Source organism: Morganella psychrotolerans, from assembly GCF_965118875.1.
Lineage (GTDB): Bacteria > Pseudomonadota > Gammaproteobacteria > Enterobacterales > Enterobacteriaceae > Morganella > Morganella psychrotolerans_C.
The window spans coordinates 323,676-341,874 of record NZ_CBCPJD010000006.1 but is presented as its reverse complement, the minus strand read 5'-3'; the positions used below and the strand labels follow the sequence as shown (position 1 = coordinate 341,874).

General features: G+C 49.1%; 17 protein-coding genes. 4 read left to right on the top strand and 13 right to left on the bottom strand.

All coding sequences use genetic code 11. The features are described from left to right. Positions 1-67: 67 nt before the first annotated feature. From acpP to yceD, 7 genes are all read right to left on the bottom strand, one after another. A complete protein-coding gene (gene acpP / locus ACMHKJ_RS09005; RefSeq protein ID WP_413493257.1) occupies positions 68-307 on the bottom strand; it encodes an acyl carrier protein in 240 nt (79 codons plus the stop codon). A 155-nt stretch (positions 308-462) separates the two neighbouring features. Further along, entirely contained in the window at positions 463-1,197 is a 735-nt protein-coding gene (gene fabG / locus ACMHKJ_RS09000; protein WP_413493255.1) for a 3-oxoacyl-ACP reductase FabG, read from the bottom strand. Positions 1,198-1,204: 7 nt separating this feature from the next. Next, entirely contained in the window at positions 1,205-2,137 is a 933-nt protein-coding gene (fabD, locus tag ACMHKJ_RS08995) for an ACP S-malonyltransferase (RefSeq protein WP_413493253.1), read from the bottom strand. Positions 2,138-2,156: 19 nt separating this feature from the next. Then, positions 2,157-3,110 carry a beta-ketoacyl-ACP synthase III gene (locus ACMHKJ_RS08990; protein ID WP_067361107.1) on the bottom strand — a complete coding sequence of 318 codons (954 nt, stop codon included), beginning with the start codon at positions 3,108-3,110 and terminating at the stop codon, positions 2,157-2,159. A 5-nt stretch (positions 3,111-3,115) separates the two neighbouring features. Further along, positions 3,116-4,162, bottom strand: a complete 1,047-nt coding sequence (gene plsX / locus ACMHKJ_RS08985) for a phosphate acyltransferase PlsX (protein WP_413493251.1) — start codon at positions 4,160-4,162, stop codon at positions 3,116-3,118. A gap of 27 nt (positions 4,163-4,189) precedes the next feature. Next, complete coding sequence (gene rpmF / locus ACMHKJ_RS08980) at positions 4,190-4,360, bottom strand: 50S ribosomal protein L32 (protein WP_074401108.1); 171 nt, start codon at positions 4,358-4,360, stop codon at positions 4,190-4,192. 12 nt (positions 4,361-4,372) lie between these two features. Then, the gene (gene yceD, locus ACMHKJ_RS08975) at positions 4,373-4,897 is read right to left on the bottom strand and encodes a 23S rRNA accumulation protein YceD (RefSeq protein WP_067361101.1); all 525 of its coding nucleotides are present in this window, start codon (positions 4,895-4,897) and stop codon (positions 4,373-4,375) included. Positions 4,898-5,053: 156 nt separating this feature from the next. Here yceD and ACMHKJ_RS08970 point away from each other — a divergent pair, with 156 nt between their 5' ends. Continuing rightward, positions 5,054-5,644, top strand: coding sequence for a Maf family protein (locus tag ACMHKJ_RS08970; protein WP_413493249.1), 591 nt, complete (start codon positions 5,054-5,056; stop codon positions 5,642-5,644). Between the two features lie 41 nt (positions 5,645-5,685). Then, positions 5,686-6,021 carry a hypothetical protein gene (locus ACMHKJ_RS08965; RefSeq protein WP_413493247.1) on the top strand — a complete coding sequence of 112 codons (336 nt, stop codon included), beginning with the start codon at positions 5,686-5,688 and terminating at the stop codon, positions 6,019-6,021. Between the two features lie 114 nt (positions 6,022-6,135). On the opposite strand, the gene rluC is transcribed toward ACMHKJ_RS08965, so the two are convergent. Next, positions 6,136-7,095: a 23S rRNA pseudouridine(955/2504/2580) synthase RluC gene (gene rluC, locus ACMHKJ_RS08960; protein WP_413493245.1), complete on the bottom strand. Its 960-nt coding sequence runs from the start codon at positions 7,093-7,095 to the stop codon at positions 6,136-6,138. Between the two features lie 533 nt (positions 7,096-7,628). Here rluC and rne point away from each other — a divergent pair. Continuing rightward, complete coding sequence (gene rne / locus ACMHKJ_RS08955; RefSeq protein ID WP_413493242.1) at positions 7,629-10,832, top strand: ribonuclease E; 3,204 nt, start codon at positions 7,629-7,631, stop codon at positions 10,830-10,832. Between the two features lie 118 nt (positions 10,833-10,950). Here rne and tmaR read toward each other — a convergent pair whose 3' ends face one another. Then, entirely contained in the window at positions 10,951-11,277 is a 327-nt protein-coding gene (tmaR, locus tag ACMHKJ_RS08950; RefSeq protein ID WP_067361089.1) for a PTS system regulator TmaR, read from the bottom strand. Positions 11,278-11,565: 288 nt separating this feature from the next. Between tmaR and sbcB the strand changes: the two genes are divergently transcribed. Further along, positions 11,566-12,984, top strand: a complete 1,419-nt coding sequence (sbcB, locus tag ACMHKJ_RS08945) for an exodeoxyribonuclease I (protein ID WP_413493240.1) — start codon at positions 11,566-11,568, stop codon at positions 12,982-12,984. 141 nt (positions 12,985-13,125) lie between these two features. On the opposite strand, the gene ACMHKJ_RS08940 is transcribed toward sbcB, so the two are convergent. The 4 genes from ACMHKJ_RS08940 to ACMHKJ_RS08925 all read right to left on the bottom strand — a co-directional run bounded on the left by ACMHKJ_RS08940 (position 13,126) and on the right by ACMHKJ_RS08925 (position 17,760). Beyond that, on the bottom strand, positions 13,126-13,419 hold the full coding sequence (locus ACMHKJ_RS08940; protein WP_067361083.1) for a hypothetical protein: 294 nt from the start codon (positions 13,417-13,419) through the stop codon (positions 13,126-13,128). A gap of 135 nt (positions 13,420-13,554) precedes the next feature. After that, complete coding sequence (gene dld / locus ACMHKJ_RS08935) at positions 13,555-15,300, bottom strand: D-lactate dehydrogenase (protein WP_413493239.1); 1,746 nt, start codon at positions 15,298-15,300, stop codon at positions 13,555-13,557. A 113-nt stretch (positions 15,301-15,413) separates the two neighbouring features. Beyond that, positions 15,414-16,199 (bottom strand): sulfite exporter TauE/SafE family protein, encoded by a 786-nt coding sequence (locus tag ACMHKJ_RS08930; protein ID WP_413493237.1) that lies wholly within the window; start codon positions 16,197-16,199, stop codon positions 15,414-15,416. A gap of 181 nt (positions 16,200-16,380) precedes the next feature. Continuing rightward, positions 16,381-17,760 (bottom strand): APC family permease, encoded by a 1,380-nt coding sequence (locus tag ACMHKJ_RS08925; RefSeq protein WP_413493236.1) that lies wholly within the window; start codon positions 17,758-17,760, stop codon positions 16,381-16,383. Positions 17,761-18,199 lie beyond the last annotated feature (439 nt).

Here is an 18,199-nt window from a genome sequence, read left to right as displayed (position 1 = left end):
CAGGGAGGGAAAATAAAAGGAATAAATAACATAGGCGGTCGGGTGACCGCCTGGATATGAGGTTTGCTTATTTAACTTCGTTATTAGTAACGTAGTCAATAGCAGCCTGTACAGTTGTGATTTTTTCTGCTTCTTCGTCTGGGATTTCGATGTCGAACTCTTCTTCCAGAGCCATCACCAGCTCAACTGTGTCGAGAGAATCAGCGCCTAAGTCATCAACGAATGAAGCTTCGTTTTTTACTTCTTCCTCTTTAACACCCAGTTGTTCAACGGTGATTTTCTTAACACGTTCTTCGATAGCGCTCATACTATTAAATTTCCTATCAAAACTCGCTATATGCGATGGTTTTCGTAGTTTATAAAATACAGGAAAAGATGCAACCCAATCCCGGCTGGTCTGACCAAATAATTACTTATTTTTGTGTATTTCCACACAAAATAAGCAAATGGTCAGCTCAAACATTAAATCATGTACATGCCACCATTGACATGCAATGTCTCGCCTGTAATGTAAGCCGCTTCATCAGAAGCTAAGAAGGCTACAGCACTGGCAATCTCGTTAGCATCACCTAAACGGTTCGCAGGAACCTGAGATAAAATGCCTGCGCGCTGGTCTTCTGTCAATGCACGGGTCATATCAGTTTCGATAAAACCTGGTGCAACAACATTGACGGTGATACCGCGCGACGCGATTTCACGGGCGAGTGATTTGCTAAAACCAATCAGCCCGGCTTTCGCCGCCGCATAGTTAGCCTGTCCCGCGTTCCCCATCGTTCCGACAACAGAACCGATGGTGATAATACGACCATAACGTTTTTTCATCATGGCACGCATAACCGCTTTGGACAGACGGAAGATTGATGAAAGATTAGTGTCCAGGATATCCTGCCACTCATCCTCTTTCATACGCATCAGCAGGTTGTCACGCGTGATACCTGCATTATTAACCAAAATATCGATTTCGCCAAATTCCGCACGAATTTTTTCTAATACCTGGTCAATGGATGCGCTGTCCGTCACGTTCAGGGCAAAACCTTTACCCTTTGCGCCTAAGTATTCACTGATAGCAGCCGCACCGCTTTCGCTGGTTGCTGTACCAATGACTGTTGCACCGAGTGCAACTAATTTTTCCGCGATTGCACGGCCTATTCCGCGGCTTGCACCGGTAACAAGGGCAATTTTTCCTTCAAAGCTCATCTCAGCCTCAGCGATTTTCAAGAGCTGTCGTTAATGATGCCATATCATTGACAGCGGATGATGTTAATGTTTTCACAATACGCTTGGTCAGTCCTGTCAGAACTTTACCCGGGCCTGCTTCCAGCAGATCTTCAACATCCTGTGCGGACATAAACTCAACAGTTTCTGTCCAGCGGACCGGATTGAAAAGCTGACGGACTAATGCATCACGAATTGCGTCGGCGGATGTCTCTATCTTAACATCAACATTGTTCACAACCGAAAAGTTTGGTGAATTAAATGTGATATTTTTTAGCGCAACGGCTAATTTTTCAGCAGCGGGCTGCATTAATGCACAATGTGACGGTACACTGACCGATAATGGCAGCGCACGTTTTGCACCGGCTTCTTTACATAATGCAGCAGCACGTTCAACTGCGTCTTTTTCACCGGCGATAACAACCTGTCCCGGTGAGTTAAAGTTAACCGGGGAAACAACCTGCCCCTGAGCCGCTTCTTCACACGCGCTGGCAATGGCGTCATTATCCAGGCCGATGATCGCGTACATTGCGCCGACCCCGGCCGGGACCGCTTCCTGCATCAGGCGTCCGCGTAATTCGACCAGTTTGATGGCTTCTTTAAAATCAATCACCCCGGCACACACCAGCGCGGAATATTCACCTAAGCTGTGACCCGCCATCAGTGCCGGCATCGCGCCGTTATTTTCCTGCCAGACACGCCAGACAGCAACAGAGGCTGCTAACAGTGCAGGCTGCGTCTGCCAGGTTTTATTCAGTTCATCTTCAGGCCCGTTCTGCACGAGTGCCCATAAATCATAGCCCAGTTCAGCTGATGCTTCGGCAAATGTTGCCTGAACGACCGGAAAGTGTGCAGCCAGTTCAGCCAGCATACCCACAGACTGAGAGCCCTGACCGGGAAATACCATTGCGTATACAGACATGAATTATCTTCCTGAAAAATTAAAAACGAATTAGAGCAGAACCCCAGGCAAAACCGCCGCCGAAGGCCTCAATCAGAATCAGCTGACCGCGTTTAATGCGCCCGTCACGGACGGCTTCATCAAAGGCTGTCGGAACAGAGGCAGCGGATGTGTTTCCGTGACGATCAAGCGTCACAACCACTTTATCCATGCCCATGTTTAATTTTTTCGCGGTCGCCGTAATAATACGCAGATTTGCCTGATGCGGCACCAGCCAGTCTAATTCTGATTTATCAATATTATTAGCTGTCAGTGCTTCTTCCACTACATTCGCCAGTTCGCGAACCGCCACACGGAACACTTCGTTACCTGCCATTGTCAGGTACGCAGGTTTCTCACTATCTTTGCGATCTTTATTCGGTAATGTCAGCAAGTCGCCGTAACGGCCGTCAGCATGTAAATGGGTGGATAAAATGCCCGGCTCTTCTGAGGCTTCCACCACAAATGCACCTGCACCATCACCAAAAAGGATAACCGTTCCGCGATCCTGCGGGTCCAGTGTTTTTGCCAGCACATCTGAGCCAATCACCAGCGCTTTTTTCGCCATACCGGTTTTAATAAACTGATCAACTACGCTGATGGCGTAGCTGAAACCGGCGCAGGCCGCTGCCACATCAAATGAAATGCAGGTATCAATACCCAGCAGATGCTGAATTTCACAGGCCGCACTCGGGAAGCCATGTGTTGATGAAGTGGTGCCCACAACGATAAGATCAATATCATTTACCGGAATTCCGGCCATATCCAGTGCATTCAGCGCGGCCTGGTGACCCATTGTGACAACGGTTTCATCATCGCCGGCCAGACGGCGCTCGCGGATACCTGTACGGGAAACAATCCATTCATCAGATGTGTCGACCATTTTTTCCAGATCTGCATTAGAACGGATCTGCGCAGGAAGATAGCTCCCGGTTCCTAATATTTTTGTATACATAGTAGTTAATTACTCTTGGATGATGCCATAGCGAGACGTGCAGCTATCCGTTCAGGGACTTGCTTTTCAACCGTCTGTACCGCAAGTGCGATAGCTGCGTTGAATGCATTTATATTCGCGGCACCATGACTTTTAATCACAATACCACGTAATCCTAACAGAGAAGCACCGTTATACTGGTCGGGGTTCAGGTGACTGAAACGTTTATTCAGCCATTTGGTGACCACTTTCTTCACGACTTTCTTAACAATTTTATACAACCGGGATGAAGATTTGCCTTCATTCTGCGATTTAAACATAGAAAGGATCACACGTATAACCCCTTCCATTGTTTTGAGGGTAACATTACCCGCGAAGCCGTCACACACCAGAACATCCGTTTTACCGGTCAGCAGTTCATTGCCCTCTGCATAACCAATATAGTTGATTTCCGGCATTTCTTTTAAAACAGCGGCGGCTTCGCGGATAGTGTCCGGCCCTTTGGTCTCTTCTTCCCCGATATTGAGAAGCGCGACCCGCGGGTTTTTGATCCCCGCAATATCTTCAGCCATCACCGATCCCATCACAGCAAACTGTACCAGCATCGCACTGCTGCATTGCGGGTTTGCACCTAAATCCAGCAAAACGGTTTTCGTTTTCAGCTGATTCGGCACAACAGTCATCAGTGCGGGTCGCTCAATACCATCAATGGATTTGAGCATCAGTTTCGCCAGTCCCATCAGCGCACCGGTATTGCCGGCACTGACGCACGCCCCTGCCTCCCCGTCTTTCACCAGTTCAAGCGCAATACGCATTGATGTCCCTTTACTCTGGCGGATAGCCTGAGATGGTTTTGCATCATTTGCGACAGTCTGATAAGCAGGGATCACCCGCAGACGACTGAGTAGCTCAGCATCCTGGTGTGCAAGCAGAGGAGAGATAGAATCAGGGTGCCCGACCAATAGTAAGGTGAGCTGCGGATTAGATGCCAGTGCCTGCAACGAGGCAGGCACTGTGACGCGGGGGCCAATGTCCCCGCCCATGGCATCTAACGCAATGGTTAGATTAGTCAAGATATCAACGTGCCCGAAGGCAGCAGATTACTTGTTGATTACCTTGCGACCACGGTAGTAACCATCAGCGGTCACATGGTGACGAAGATGAGTTTCACCTGAGGTTTTGTCAACAGAAACCAGAGTTACTGACAGAGCGTCATGAGAGCGACGCATACCACGTTTAGAGCGAGTTGGTTTATTTTGTTGTACGGCCATTGACCTTACTCCTTAATTACTTTTCTTTAAGCTGGCTAATGCGGCAAAAGGATTCGGCTTTTCAACTTCCTCTGGAAGTTTACCAAAAACTTTCTCCGCGTCGGACACTTCACAGTGTTCAGATTCATGTACCGGAACCACGGGCAAAGACAGAATTAACTCATCTTCAATCATTGCCAGTAAATCTGTTTCACCAAAATCATTTACGTCAATTGGCTCATACTCTTCCGGTAATGCCTCAGCCTTTTCATCACTGGTGACAGGGCTGAAACAATACGTTGCGTGGACATGAAGCGGGAAGATGTTACCACAACGCTGGCACTCAAGTGAAACATCAACATCTGCTGTTCCCTTAATTACTGCCAGACGCTGAGGATCGATTTCAAACCGCAAATCAACATCAACATCGCTGTCCACACTGGCCACTGATTCCGCTAACCGCGTAACCTGCTCAGGTGTATAACACCCCTGGTAATCCAGTCGCTTCTGCGCGGTACGTTTTGCATCAATGGTCAGAGGTAATTTTATCTTTTGCATAAGGCGCGCATCTTATATTTGTAAGACGATTTAGTCAAAGAAAATATAGAAAGCAAAAAAGGCGATAATCTGCCCTTCCCGCTAAAAATACACTCAATAAGCGGCGCATAGTTTAGAATGAGTCCATTACTTTTACCACGTTTTTCCGGGATATTTATGACATCACTGGTTTTAGCCTCAACATCACCTTACCGCAAAGCCCTGCTGGAGAAGCTCGGCATCCCGTTTGTAACCGGCTCTCCGGACATTGATGAGACACCTGAACCCGGCGAACAGCCACAGGCACTGGTTATGCGCCTTGCCCGTGAAAAAGCCCGCGCGCTGGCGTCAGCACACCCCGACAGTTTAATTATCGGCTCCGACCAGGTGTGCGTACTGGACGGCGAAATAACCGGAAAACCGCATCATTATGACGCGGCCTTTGCACAATTGAGCAAAGCCTCCGGTCAGTGTATTACGTTTTACACCGGGCTTTGCCTGTATAACAGCGCCACCGGCCGCGATCACACATTATGTGAACCTTACTATGTTCATTTCCGTACACTGGATGATGATGAAATCCGGGCTTATCTGCTCGCAGAAACACCTTATCAGTGCGCAGGAAGCTTTAAATCAGAAGGATTAGGAATCGCCTTATTTAAAAAACTACAGGGAGATGACCCTAATACGCTGGTAGGATTACCCTTGATCCGCCTGACGCAATTATTAATACAGGCCGGATCTCACCCATTACGGATCTCCCGGTAAATCCTGTTTCCGGGGTATTCTCTGACTGTTAAGGATTTGACATGAAATGGAAAATGACCGCTGTAGCAACAGCAGCCCTGCTATTCAGTGCCGCCGGTTTTGCTGCATCGCCTTCACTGGCTGACAAAACAACATTTGTTGCTAACTGTTCGAAGGAGGCCATTGCCAATCTGAAAAACCCGGATAACCGCAGTAAAGTTCCGGAAGTATGCGAATGTGTGTACGACAAAGCGGAAGCAAAATTCGGCACCAAAGGACTGACTAAGCTTGATGACCAGATCCGCAAAGGACAGAAACTGTCAGAGCAGGATTCTCAGGTGATTGGTGAGATTGCACAGAGCTGCACAACCGACATCATTGGTGTCCCTGCGCAGTAGACTGTCAGAACCGGAGTTCCGGTTAATACAGCCGCGATAACGGACCGGGACAGGCAACAGCGAATATTTGCCCGCCCGTTATCACGATTCACCGGCAAACACTGCCGGCTGATTTTATTTTTCCTGCTTACCGCGCAGTATTGTCAGGCAATGGCGCAGCTTCGGATCGATTGGCGCCTGAAGGTGCATAGTCTCCCCGGTTGCCGGATGCGTGAACGCGAGTGCTGCTGCATGCAGAAACAGGCGGTTAAGCCCTGTACCTTTCAGTTGCTCATCAAACTGGCTGTCGCCGTAACGGTTATCAAAGGCAATCGGGTGTCCCGTGTGCAGCGTATGTACGCGAATCTGATGTGTCCGCCCCGTAACCGGGCTTGCTTTCACCAATGTCGCATGCTCAAAACGTTCTTCCACCTTAAAGCGGGTTTCTGATGGTTTTCCTTCTGCATTAACTTTCACCACACGTTCACCGCTTTGCAGAATATTTTTGAGCAACGGCGCCTGAACAGACTTAACCGACGACTGCCACTGTCCGCGCACCAGCGCCAGATAATCTTTCTGCATTTGTTTCAGACGCAATTGCTCATGGAGCGCGCGCAATGCGGAGCGCTTCTTCGCAATAAGCAGTATCCCGGAAGTATCGCGGTCAAGACGATGCACCAGTTCCAGGAACCGGGCATCAGGTCGCAGCGCACGCATGGCTTCAATCACACCGAAACTCAGACCACTGCCGCCGTGAACGGCGGTACCTGCCGGTTTGTTGATAACCAGGATATGGTCGTCTTCATAGATAACGCAATCTGCCAGTACCGCGACTTTATCCAGCTTTGCCGACACAGGTGCGACATTTGATTCTGCCACACGCACCGGCGGGATACGGACACTGTCACCTTCCGCCAGTTTATATTCCGGTTTTATCCGGCCCTTGTTCACCCGCACTTCGCCTTTGCGGATAATGCGGTAAATCATGCTTTTCGGCACCCCTTTCAGGCGGGCGAGCAGAAAATTATCAATACGTTGTCCGGCTTCATCATCGGTTACAACAACGAAATGAACGGCTAAATTATCAGTTTTCATGAAACGGGGGGCTATCCTCTGAACTGTTGCACCGTCACCCGGTATTACTCCGGTGAAACAGGCGGCAAATGTGCGTCAATGTTTTACACGGTTATTTTCCCATTTTTTTAAGGAAAAGACCAAAGATTAACGCCATTAACAAATTTCTGCACAATTTTGATTAAAACATGCAATGTCGCCTTGCTATCACCACGTCAGCAATGGAATAATGCATACGCCGATATTGGCAAAACAGAAATTTTATATTTGTCTGACCGATGAAAACGCTGCAATGGCATAAGACGTTATTTCCGGTCAGATAATCAGCGGGCTGCGGGTTGCAGCTTACCGGGCCGGTATCACGTATAGACGTGATTTTCTGCCGGCAAAGAGAATTTCAGAATAAGACTGAACCTCACCGACACAATTTGCACCTCTATACGATCGACAGCCGTGAGGCTGACGGTGCGGTAAAAGCCACGAGGTCATCGGTTCCGGTAGCAACAAGATTGCCCGCAGCGCACTAACTAAATGAAAAAATTGAGTAACTTATAATGAAAAGAATGTTAATCAACGCAACTCAGCAGGAAGAGTTGCGTGTTGCCCTCGTCGACGGGCAACGGCTGTATGATCTGGATATCGAAAGTCCCGGTCACGAACAAAAAAAAGCAAACATCTATAAAGGGAAAATCACCCGTATTGAACCGAGTTTAGAAGCTGCTTTTGTTGACTATGGCGCAGAGCGTCACGGTTTTCTTCCTATCAAAGAAATTGCCCGCGAGTATTTTCCCGCTAATTACCACGCATCCGGTCGTCCTAATATCAAAGATGTCCTGAGAGAAGGTCAGGAAGTCATTGTTCAGGTCGATAAAGAAGAGCGCGGTAATAAAGGTGCAGCACTCACCACCTTTATCAGCCTGGCCGGGAGCTATCTGGTTTTAATGCCGAATAACCCGCGTGCGGGGGGAATTTCCCGCCGCATCGAAGGTGATGATCGTACTGAGCTGAAAGAAGCGCTTTCCGCGCTGGATATTCCTGAAGGTATGGGGCTTATCGTCCGTACTGCCGGTGTGGGTAAATCCGCTGACTCCCTGAGATGGGATCTGGAATACCGCGTCAAGCACTGGGAGGCTATCAAAGCAGTATCCGAAAGCCGTCCGGCGCCTTTCCTTATCCATCAGGAAAGCAATGTTATCGTCCGTGCGTTCCGTGATTATCTGCGCCCGGACATCGGTGAAATCCTCATCGATAATCCTAAAGTTCTGGAACTGGCGCGCAAACACATCACGGCTATCGGTCGTGCTGATTTCGTCAGTAAAATTAAGCTGTACCAGGGCGAAGTACCTCTGTTCAGCCATTACCAGATTGAATCGCAGATTGAATCCGCTTTCCAGCGTGAAGTCCGCCTGCCGTCAGGCGGTGCTATTGTTATCGATACCACCGAAGCCCTGACCGCCATTGATATTAACTCCTCCCGCTCAACGCGCGGTGGTGATATCGAAGAAACTGCCTTTAACACCAACCTCGAAGCAGCGGATGAAATTGCCCGTCAGCTGCGTCTGCGTGACCTCGGCGGTCTGATTGTCATCGATTTTATCGATATGACCCCTGTCCGCAATCAGCGTGAAGTTGAAAACCGGATGCGCGAAGCCGTTCGTCAGGATCGCGCCCGTATTCAGATCGGCCGTATTTCCCGTTTCGGTTTACTGGAAATGTCCCGTCAGCGTCTCAGCCCGTCACTGGGTGAGTCAAGCCATCATGTGTGCCCGCGATGCAGCGGAACCGGAACAGTGCGTGATAATGAATCGCTGGCGCTCTCTATTCTGCGTCTGATTGAAGAAGAAGCACTGAAAGAAAATACCCATCAGGTTCATGCCATCGTGCCGGTTCCGGTTGCCTCTTATCTGCTGAATGAAAAACGTCAGGCAGTCAGTGCGATTGAAACCCGTCAGGCCGGTGTCAGTGTCATTATTGTACCGAACAACCACATGGAAACGCCGCACTTCAGTGTCGTCCGCGTCCGTAATGGCGAAGAAATCGGTACACTGAGCTATCGCTTACCGGAGAAATACGAAGCCGAAGCCGCAGCCGTTGAAGAAGAAGAGACACCTGAGCGCCGTGAGCCGGAACAACCGGCAATCAATGCGTTTGAAATTACCTCTGATGCGCCGGTGCCGACACAGTCAGCCCCTTCCCGTAAACAGGAAATTAAGCGCGATAATCGTCAGGAAGATAAAGCAATTGCATCTTCCGAAGGCGGGTTCTTCAGCCGTTTCTTCAAAAAACTGTTCGGATCTGAACCGGTTGCAGCCGTAGAAGCCCCTGCTCAGAAAGAGACAACACAAGGTAACGATAATAACCGCCGTGGTGGTAACGATCGTAACAAACAGCGTCGTAACCGCCGTGATCGTAATGGTGACCGTCCTGAACGCGGGGAGCGCACTGAACGTGCGGGTAGTCCGGAGCGTACAGAGCGCCCTGACCGTCCGGAACGCGCCGCAGGTGAATCCCGTAACAAGCGTGATCGCGATACGGTAAATGAGCCACGCAAACCGCGCAACCAGAACACGCCGGAAGAAGAACTGACACCGGAAGCACTGGCCGCCCGCGAAGCACAGCAGCAGTTACGCCGTGATCAGCGTGCAGAGCGTCAGCGCCGCCGTCAGGATGAGAAACGCACCCAACCGCAGGATGAAAAAGTACTTCTCGCCCAGCAGGAAGATCAGGATGCACTCAACAGTGACGGCAATACCGAAGATGATGATGCACCGACTCAGGTTCGTACGCGTCGTACACGCCGTCAGTTAACCTGCTCTGTCCGTATCATTGATAGTGTGACATCCGTTGCACCTGTCGCACCTGTTGTTGCTGTAACGCCGGCAGTTATCGATGCTGCACCTGCACCTGTTGTTGCACAGACGGTTGAAACTGAAGCCCCTGTCTCTGCGGATGCTGCCGGTGATGAAGCACACACTGATAATATGCTGCCGCGCCGCTCCCGTCGCTCTCCGCGCCATCTGCGTGTGAGTGGTCAGCGCCGCCGCCGTTACCGCGAAGACCGTCAGCTGACTCAGTCGCCGGTTCCGCTGGAAATGGCTGTGTTCTCCCCTGAGCTTGCATCCGGTAAAGTATGGATCCAATATCCGGTGGTAACACCTGCTGCAGAATTTGTCCCTGTCGAAGATATTCAGGTCGATACCACAGATGCGGTTAATACCACTGCACCTGTGACTGAAACCGCAATCATCGCACCGGTTGTGACTGATATTGTTGCGAATGTGGCAGGAACAACGGTTGTGGCAGAGCAGTTCACACTGACTGTTGCCTCAGAAGCTGTTGTTGCTGAGCAGGTTATTGCCGAACCAGTTATTGCTGAGCCTGTTATCACTGAGCCGGTGGTTACCGAGTCTGTCGCTGTTGCACCGGTGATTGCTGATGTGGCGCAAGTCGTGGTGACGATGGTGAAAGACACCGTTTCTGATGTAACTGAGCACACTGCGGTCGCAGAAACCCACGTTGTGCAGGCAATTGCTGCTGCACCTCAGGTAACTGAAACAGCCGCTGTTGAGGTTGCGGTGCAGGCTGGTCGTCATGCTTCTTCCGGGATGACAAAAGCTCCGGCTCCGGCTGCTGCCGGTGAAGCATTTACCATTGTGGAATATCAGCGTGAAGCGCGTGAAGATTATCAGGCGCATGGCGCCGGTGCTCATGCCGCGACAAATCACGCCTCTTCCGGCGCAACAAAAACAATGCTTTGATTTATTAATCAGACAGTTAAATGGCTCCCCCGGGAGCCATTTTTTTATCCTGATTTTCAGGCAAAAAAAAACCGCGAATATATCATTATTCACGGTTTCCACTATCAGGATTGAGCGATTACTTAATATCTTTAATATCGCCCATCGCTTTCAATTCTTTTGAGATTTCACGACGCTCTCTTGATAAATCAGCATTTTTAATAATGTACTCATCCACGCGATCTTCATAGTCACCCCGCATATTTGCGATGATGGCCTGAATATCGTCAATGGACATTCCCGGCTTAATGTATTCACTCAGGTTATCAAGCAGAAGCACACGTTTCTGGTTATCACGGATTTTCTTTTCGTTGTCAGTTATTTCACGCAGTATCTTATTTTTACGGCGAAACATACGAACGAACTCCAGGACATTGTGAAAGGAAGGCTTGGTTGTGTTGTCCATTATTCTACCCTTAGTCATATCTGAAATGTGATTTATTAAACAATACAGGTTAACCACGGCTGCCGACAAGTGATTCTGCCGATTTTATCCGGTTTTATTCAGTGTAGCGTATTTATCAGCGGAATTGTTTCAGCTGGTGCGATATCCGCAAAATATCCCCTTATTATACGCAATCACGTCTTGTTACCTGCCGGGCTTTAATGCACCATGAACATCTGTTGAAATTGGTAATTTCGCTCTGATTTGCTACCCTGTAGCCCATAATGAATCAGACAGCGGGTGTAAACAGTGTCTTCTGCACAATTTTTCTTCCACGACTATGAAACCTTCGGACAAGATCCCGCCGGTGACCGTCCGGCACAGTTTGCCGGTGTCCGCACTGACAGTGAATTTAATATTATCGCTGAGCCGGTGATTGCTTATTGCGCACCAGCTGATGATTACCTGCCGGATCCGGTTGCCGTCATGATAACCGGGATAACACCACAGGAAGCGCTGCAAAAGGGTGTGAGTGAAGCGCAGTTTGCCAAACTCATCCATGACACGTTCACACAACCCGATACCTGCATTCTGGGTTACAACAGTATTCGTTTTGATGATGAAGTCACCCGTAATATTTTTTACCGCAATTTTTACGATCCCTACGCTTACAGCTGGATGAACCATAATTCCCGCTGGGATCTGATTGATATCACCCGCGCCTGCTATGCCCTGCGTCCGGAAGGGACAAACTGGCCGGAGAATGATGAAGGTTTGCCAAGCTTTAAACTCGAACACCTGACCAAAGCAAACGGCATAGCCCATGAGAACGCGCACGACGCGATGGCAGATGTATATGCCACTATCGCTATGGCAAAACAGCTCAGAGGCGCACAGCCGCGCCTGTTTGATTATTTCCTGGCGCTGCGGGATAAACGCAAACTCTCTGCCCTGATTGATATTCCGGCAATGACCCCGCTGGTGCATGTATCCGGTATGTTTGGTGCAATCCGGTCAAATACCAGCCTGGTCGCACCGCTGGCATGGCATCCGGATAACCGCAACGCAGTGATTATGTGTGACCTCGCCGGTGACCTGACGCCGCTGCTGACACTGGATGCCGCTACACTGCGCGAACGCCTGTATACCCGGCGCGATGAACTGCCACCGGGTGAATCCCCGGTGCCGCTCAAACTTGTTCATATCAATAAGTGTCCGATCCTGGCACCGGAAAATACCCTTCGCCCGCAGGATGCACAGAGAATCGGGCTGGATAAAGACACCTGTGCCCGTAATGCGCAATTGCTTTTACAGCATCCGGAAATCCGGGAAAAAGTGGTTGCCGTATTTGCGGTCGCGCGGGAATACCCGGCAGGAAATGATGTGGATCGTATGATTTATCAGGGATTTTTCAGTGATGCTGATAAAGCCGCTATGACAATTATTCGCGAAACTGATCCGAAAAATCTTCCGGCGCTGGCACTGTCATATCAGGATGCGCGTCTGCCGGAACTGTTATTCCGTTACCGCGCCCGCAATTTTCCGGGAACGCTGGACGAAAGCGAGCAACAGCGCTGGCTGGCACATCGCCGTGAAGTGTTTAATCAGGAGAATTTGACCCGCTATTTTGCACGAATTGGGGAAATGATGCAGGAATATCAGCATGATGAACAGAAAAGTGAGCTGCTGAAAAAACTGGTGCAGTACGCACAGCACCTGGCTGAATAATAAATATACCCTTATTCATTCAAACTGCAGGTTCGTTGGCGGAACGAGGATAGCCGGGTCACATACTTGTGTATGCTCCCCATCTATCTTCCGCCTGCATCCCGAATGACGTTGGGTATAAACAATCCGGCGGTTCAATACTCAGTGTTTTTGCCCGGTATAAAATACCCGGCACAGAGATTCTTTATATTTAGGGCAAACTATCACCGTCCGTGTACGGCTTTCCTGATCCCGTCCGGTTTCTTTCAGCACCCCTTTCGTTATCAGTGAATCCGCACTGCTGTGTTTAATGCCGATGCTGACATTCTCCTCACGGGCATTCAGAATATAAACAATCAGCGCCCGCTCATCAGAACTGAGATTGTGAAGAACCACCGATTTATGGCATTTTACAGGAGCCGTTTTGCCAAACGCATTCTTGAGTCTCTTAAACATAATAACCAATAAACAAGAAGAAAAGCCGATTATAGTGAAATTATACCCACATTAACATTACCGATTTATACGCAGTAGTGACAAAAAATCCGGTCACATAACCGCAACCGGACAGATAGCGCCTGATAAACCCTGTTACGGCTTACTATCCCCGCAGCCGCACCCTTCATGCCCTTCACCCCAGTATTTTAGTTTGCTGGTTTTCCCAAGCCCCGGGTTCATGGTATTGGTCGGGTCCGTTGCTTTATAGAATGCTCTTAATTGTGGTTTGGCTTTATAGATATGACCAACATTGTGCTCTGCCGGGTATTCTGCGCCGCGTGCATTAAGAATTTTAAGCATCTCTTCTTTCAGCGCATGCGGATCAACCCCTTTCTTCACAATATAATCCTGATGAAAAACATGGCATAAAAAGTGTCCGTAATACAATTTATGCACCAGCTTATCTTCAATTTCCGGCGGCAGTTGTTCCAGCCATACGCGGTCATTGCGTCGCAATGCAATATCCAGCGCCAGAATATCTTCCACTTTCTGACTGTTCACCGCGTGATAGCGGATAGCCGCACCGGCTGCCACAAAGCGGTGCAAAAAGGCATCTGCGCCCTCTTTCGCATCACATTCAAAAAAAGCACCGTCTGCTGAATCAAAAAATCCGCTCAGCCACTGACGCGCTTCATCAATGCCATCCCCTGACATTTTCAGCATCAGATGGTGTTCGTATTTCTCATGATACTCTTCCATCCGCCGCGGCAGATGGTTCGGCCACAAGTGGCTCAGTATCTGCATTGCTCTGTCAATAAAGTGCTCAGGTAAGAACGGAATTTTATTACATACCGCATCCATCCGCCCTTTAATGGTAAACAGTTTCGGCATTTTATCTGTACCGAGTTTATCAATCATCAGGAAGCTGTCTTTACCGTACACTTTCGCGATGTCATAACATTCGCGGTGCATATATTCCCCGGCAACCGGCAGATGAGTGAAATCCGCAAGAATATGGCGGCGGATATCTTCCAGCACGTCCGGTGTATTAGTACCGATATAAAACACCTTGCTTTCGCCCTGTGACGGGAACGTATCAAGACGCACAGCAAACACCACCAGCTTCCCGGCACACCCGGAGGCTTCAAACAGGCGCCGCTCATCGGCATTAAAACGTGAAGGTGTATCTGCATCCACATCTCGGATGCGCTGCTGATAATCAGGATCAGATGCCGGTTTATCCGTGCTTTCAATATCATCATCGCCGTACTGCCGGTTTTCCAGGCAGTTTAATATCACCTCCGGTGATGACCCTAATTCAATACCAAGGTGATTAACTAATTCGGCTTTACCGTCTGCACTGACACGTCCGTACAATGCCAGCTCGGTATAAGCGGGTCCGCGCTGAACCAGCGAACCGCCTGAGTTATTGCAAATTCCGCCGACCACAGAAGCCCCGATACAGGAAGAACCAATCACGGAGTGCGGCTCACGCCCCAGCGGTTTCAGTACTTTTTCCAGGTGCCACAATGTGCTGCCCGGCAATGCGACGACCTGCTGCTGTTTTGACAGTACCTGAATTTTATCCAGACGCAGTGTACTGATAATAACAATATCGCGGTCATAATCTTCGCCGCTTGGTGTGGAGCCTTCTGTCAGACCGGTATTCGCGGCCTGCATAATCACAATTTTATCTGCCTCAACGATGGCCTTAAATACCTGCCACAGTTCATATAAAGATCCGGGGAAAACCACTGCCAGCGCACTGCCTTCACCGGAACGAAAGCCTTTACGGTAGCGCTCCGTTTTATGCGGCTCGGTCAGAATGTGCTTGTGACTCACAATATCCGTCATCACCTGAATGAGCTGTTTGTTGTCAGGCTCGCGGCTGTCGTTCATGGTTCTTCCCCTGTCAGATTAATTATTGTACGTTCAGTGATTATGCCTCTTATATCATTTGTAATACAAACGCTATTTTTAACAAATTTAACAGGTTTGCCACTATTTTATTGTCATCTGAACAAATTGATAAGCAGCGTCAGCATCATGATCCCGACCGTCAGGATTAGGATCTTACGGACAATTTCCCCGTTAGTGCGGATAGCATGCTGGCTGCCCAGATGGTTGCCGAGCAGACTCGCCGCGATCATCGGGATGCTGATAAGAAAGGCAATGTGGCCTGCCATAATAAAGGCAACTAATCCGCCGATATTAGAGGCTAAATTAAAGATTTTGGATGTCGCGGAGGATTTCAGTAAATCGAGGTTATTGATCAGAAAGAGGCAGATAATGAAAATACTGCCGGTGCCGGGTCCGAAAAAGCCATCATAAAACCCGACAATAAAACAGGTGAAAAAAACCAGCCAGACAGATTTTCTTACCGCACTGTCCTGCTGCCCGCGCCCGAGCCGGCCTTTAAAGAACGCCGCCAGTAACCCGAGTGGCAACATACAAATGATAATGTAGGTTATCGTTTCAGCGGGCAGGTAAATTATTGCTTTTGCACCGACCCATGCCCCGAGAAATGATGAAACAATCCCCGCCGGAATAATTTGCCAGTAAATCGATTTATTTTTAATAAAATTAGTAATAGCGGCAAGCGTACCAAAAGAACTGACCAGTTTTTCCTGACCCAGCGCCATATGCGGCGGCAGGCCGGTCAGCATAAATGCAGGAATTAAAATCAGCCCGGCACCGCCGGCAATTGAATCAATATAACCGGCAATAAATGACGCGATCACTAACAGCGCCAGCCCCGCATAAAAATAGTCCGCCATAAGACTGTGTTCAATGTACATCTGCATCCCTCTGTTTCTGTTTTTATTCTGTTATTTCAGCATGTTAATCTGTCATATTATACTCTGAATAATTCCGGATACAGCCAGCGAACCTGCAGTTTGAGTAAATAAGGGTATACATAAAAAAACGGCGCACAGAATCACACTGTGCGCCGTTTATACGCAAGGAACAGCTTAAAATTTACTGTTCGGGCATCTGCGGCATCGGACGACGGAAACGGCGGGTCAGCCATAACATATAGACAAGACCCAATGCGCCCCAGCTCAGCCCTAATTCCATCGATTTAGCATCGAGATTGAACCAGAGCACGGTTACTGTCGCAGCACCAATAACCGGCAGGATCAGATAATTAACATGATCAGCCAGCGTTTTATTGCGGCGCTCACGAACCCAGAACTGAGAAATCACAGACAGGTTCACAAAGGTGAATGCCACCAGCGCACCAAAGTTAATCAGCGCGGTCGCCGTGACCAGATCAAACCAGACTGCACTCAGCGCCAGCACGCCGACCAGCAGCACATTCAGTGCCGGTGTCCGCCATTGCGGGTGAACATAGCCGAAGAATTTCTCCGGGAACACGCCATCACGCCCCATTACATACATCAGACGCGATACCCCTGCCTGTGCTGCCATACCGGAAGCCAGTACCGTCACACAAGAGAAAACCAGAATGATGGACTGGAAGAATGCACCGGCAACCATATACATGATTTCAGGCTGTGATTCTTCCGGGTTGGTAAAGCGCGATACATCCGGGAAATAGAGTTGCAGGAAGTATGACACTGCGATAAAGATCAGACCGCCAATCAGCGCAGTCAGGAAAATCGCTTTCGGAATAACTTTACCGGCATTTGGTGTTTCTTCGGACAGGGAACTGATACCGTCAAATCCCAGGAAGGAGAAGCACAGTATCGTCGCCCCGCTTATCATCGGAATAAGCTCGGCATCTATGGAGGCAAACGGACGGAATGAGAGCAGTGAACCTGCACCTTCACCACCGGACACGCCACGGACAAGCAAGCCGACAAAGATGATCATGACCGCAACCTGAACCACAACAATCACGGTGTTGAGGTTTGCCACAACATTAATGCCGCGCAGATTGAATAATGTCATCAGGAAGACCAGTCCGCCGACAAAGACCCATGTCGGGCATTCCGGGAAAATAGCCTGAAGATAAATTTTTGCCAGCAGAATATTGATCATCGGCATGAACAGATAGTCCAGCAGAGATGACCAACCCACCATAAAGCCGATATGCGGACTCATGGATTTCTGGGCATAGGTATACGCAGAGCCTGCGGACGGGAACCGTTTGACCAGTTTGCCGTAACTCAGCGCAGTAAAAAGAATGGCTGTCAGTGCGATAGCATAAGACGTCGCGACATGACCGCTGGTAATTTCTGACACGATCCCGAAAGTATCAAAGATAGTCATCGGCTGCAGATAGGCAAGCCCCATCATGACAACCTGGACGAGAGTCAGTGTTTTTGCGAGTTGAACGCGGTTATTGGCACCAGTACGATTGCGGCCAATATTGAGGGCGATATTATCTGACATGAGCGAATCCCCCCGTAACACCGACAATCATACTGATACTACTATCAGATGGCGTGTTACCGGGAAGACTTCGCATCTGCCTGTAGGCAGTGAAGAAAGAAGGGGTTGGAAGTGCTGTACGGGAGCATTTGGCTCCGTAGTCGTCGTTGCAGCAGCAGCCGGCGCCGATAGGCACAGGTGCAAAAGTAGAAAAGTGCGCCATTTATCGCATCCTCAGATCCGGGGTTTACAACCCGGTAAAATTCGTAATAGTTATCCGGCCTTGCGGCCCCTTTTTGTCAATGACAGTTTTTTAGTGCAAAAAAAAAACCGATGCGGATAAATGCATCAGTTGTTTTTTTGGATGGCGCATTTTGCACCCCCCCGTCATAAATTTCAAGCCTTGATCGCCTTTATCAGGCAATTTTTTTATATAGCGTTTTATTCACAGAATTTCTGT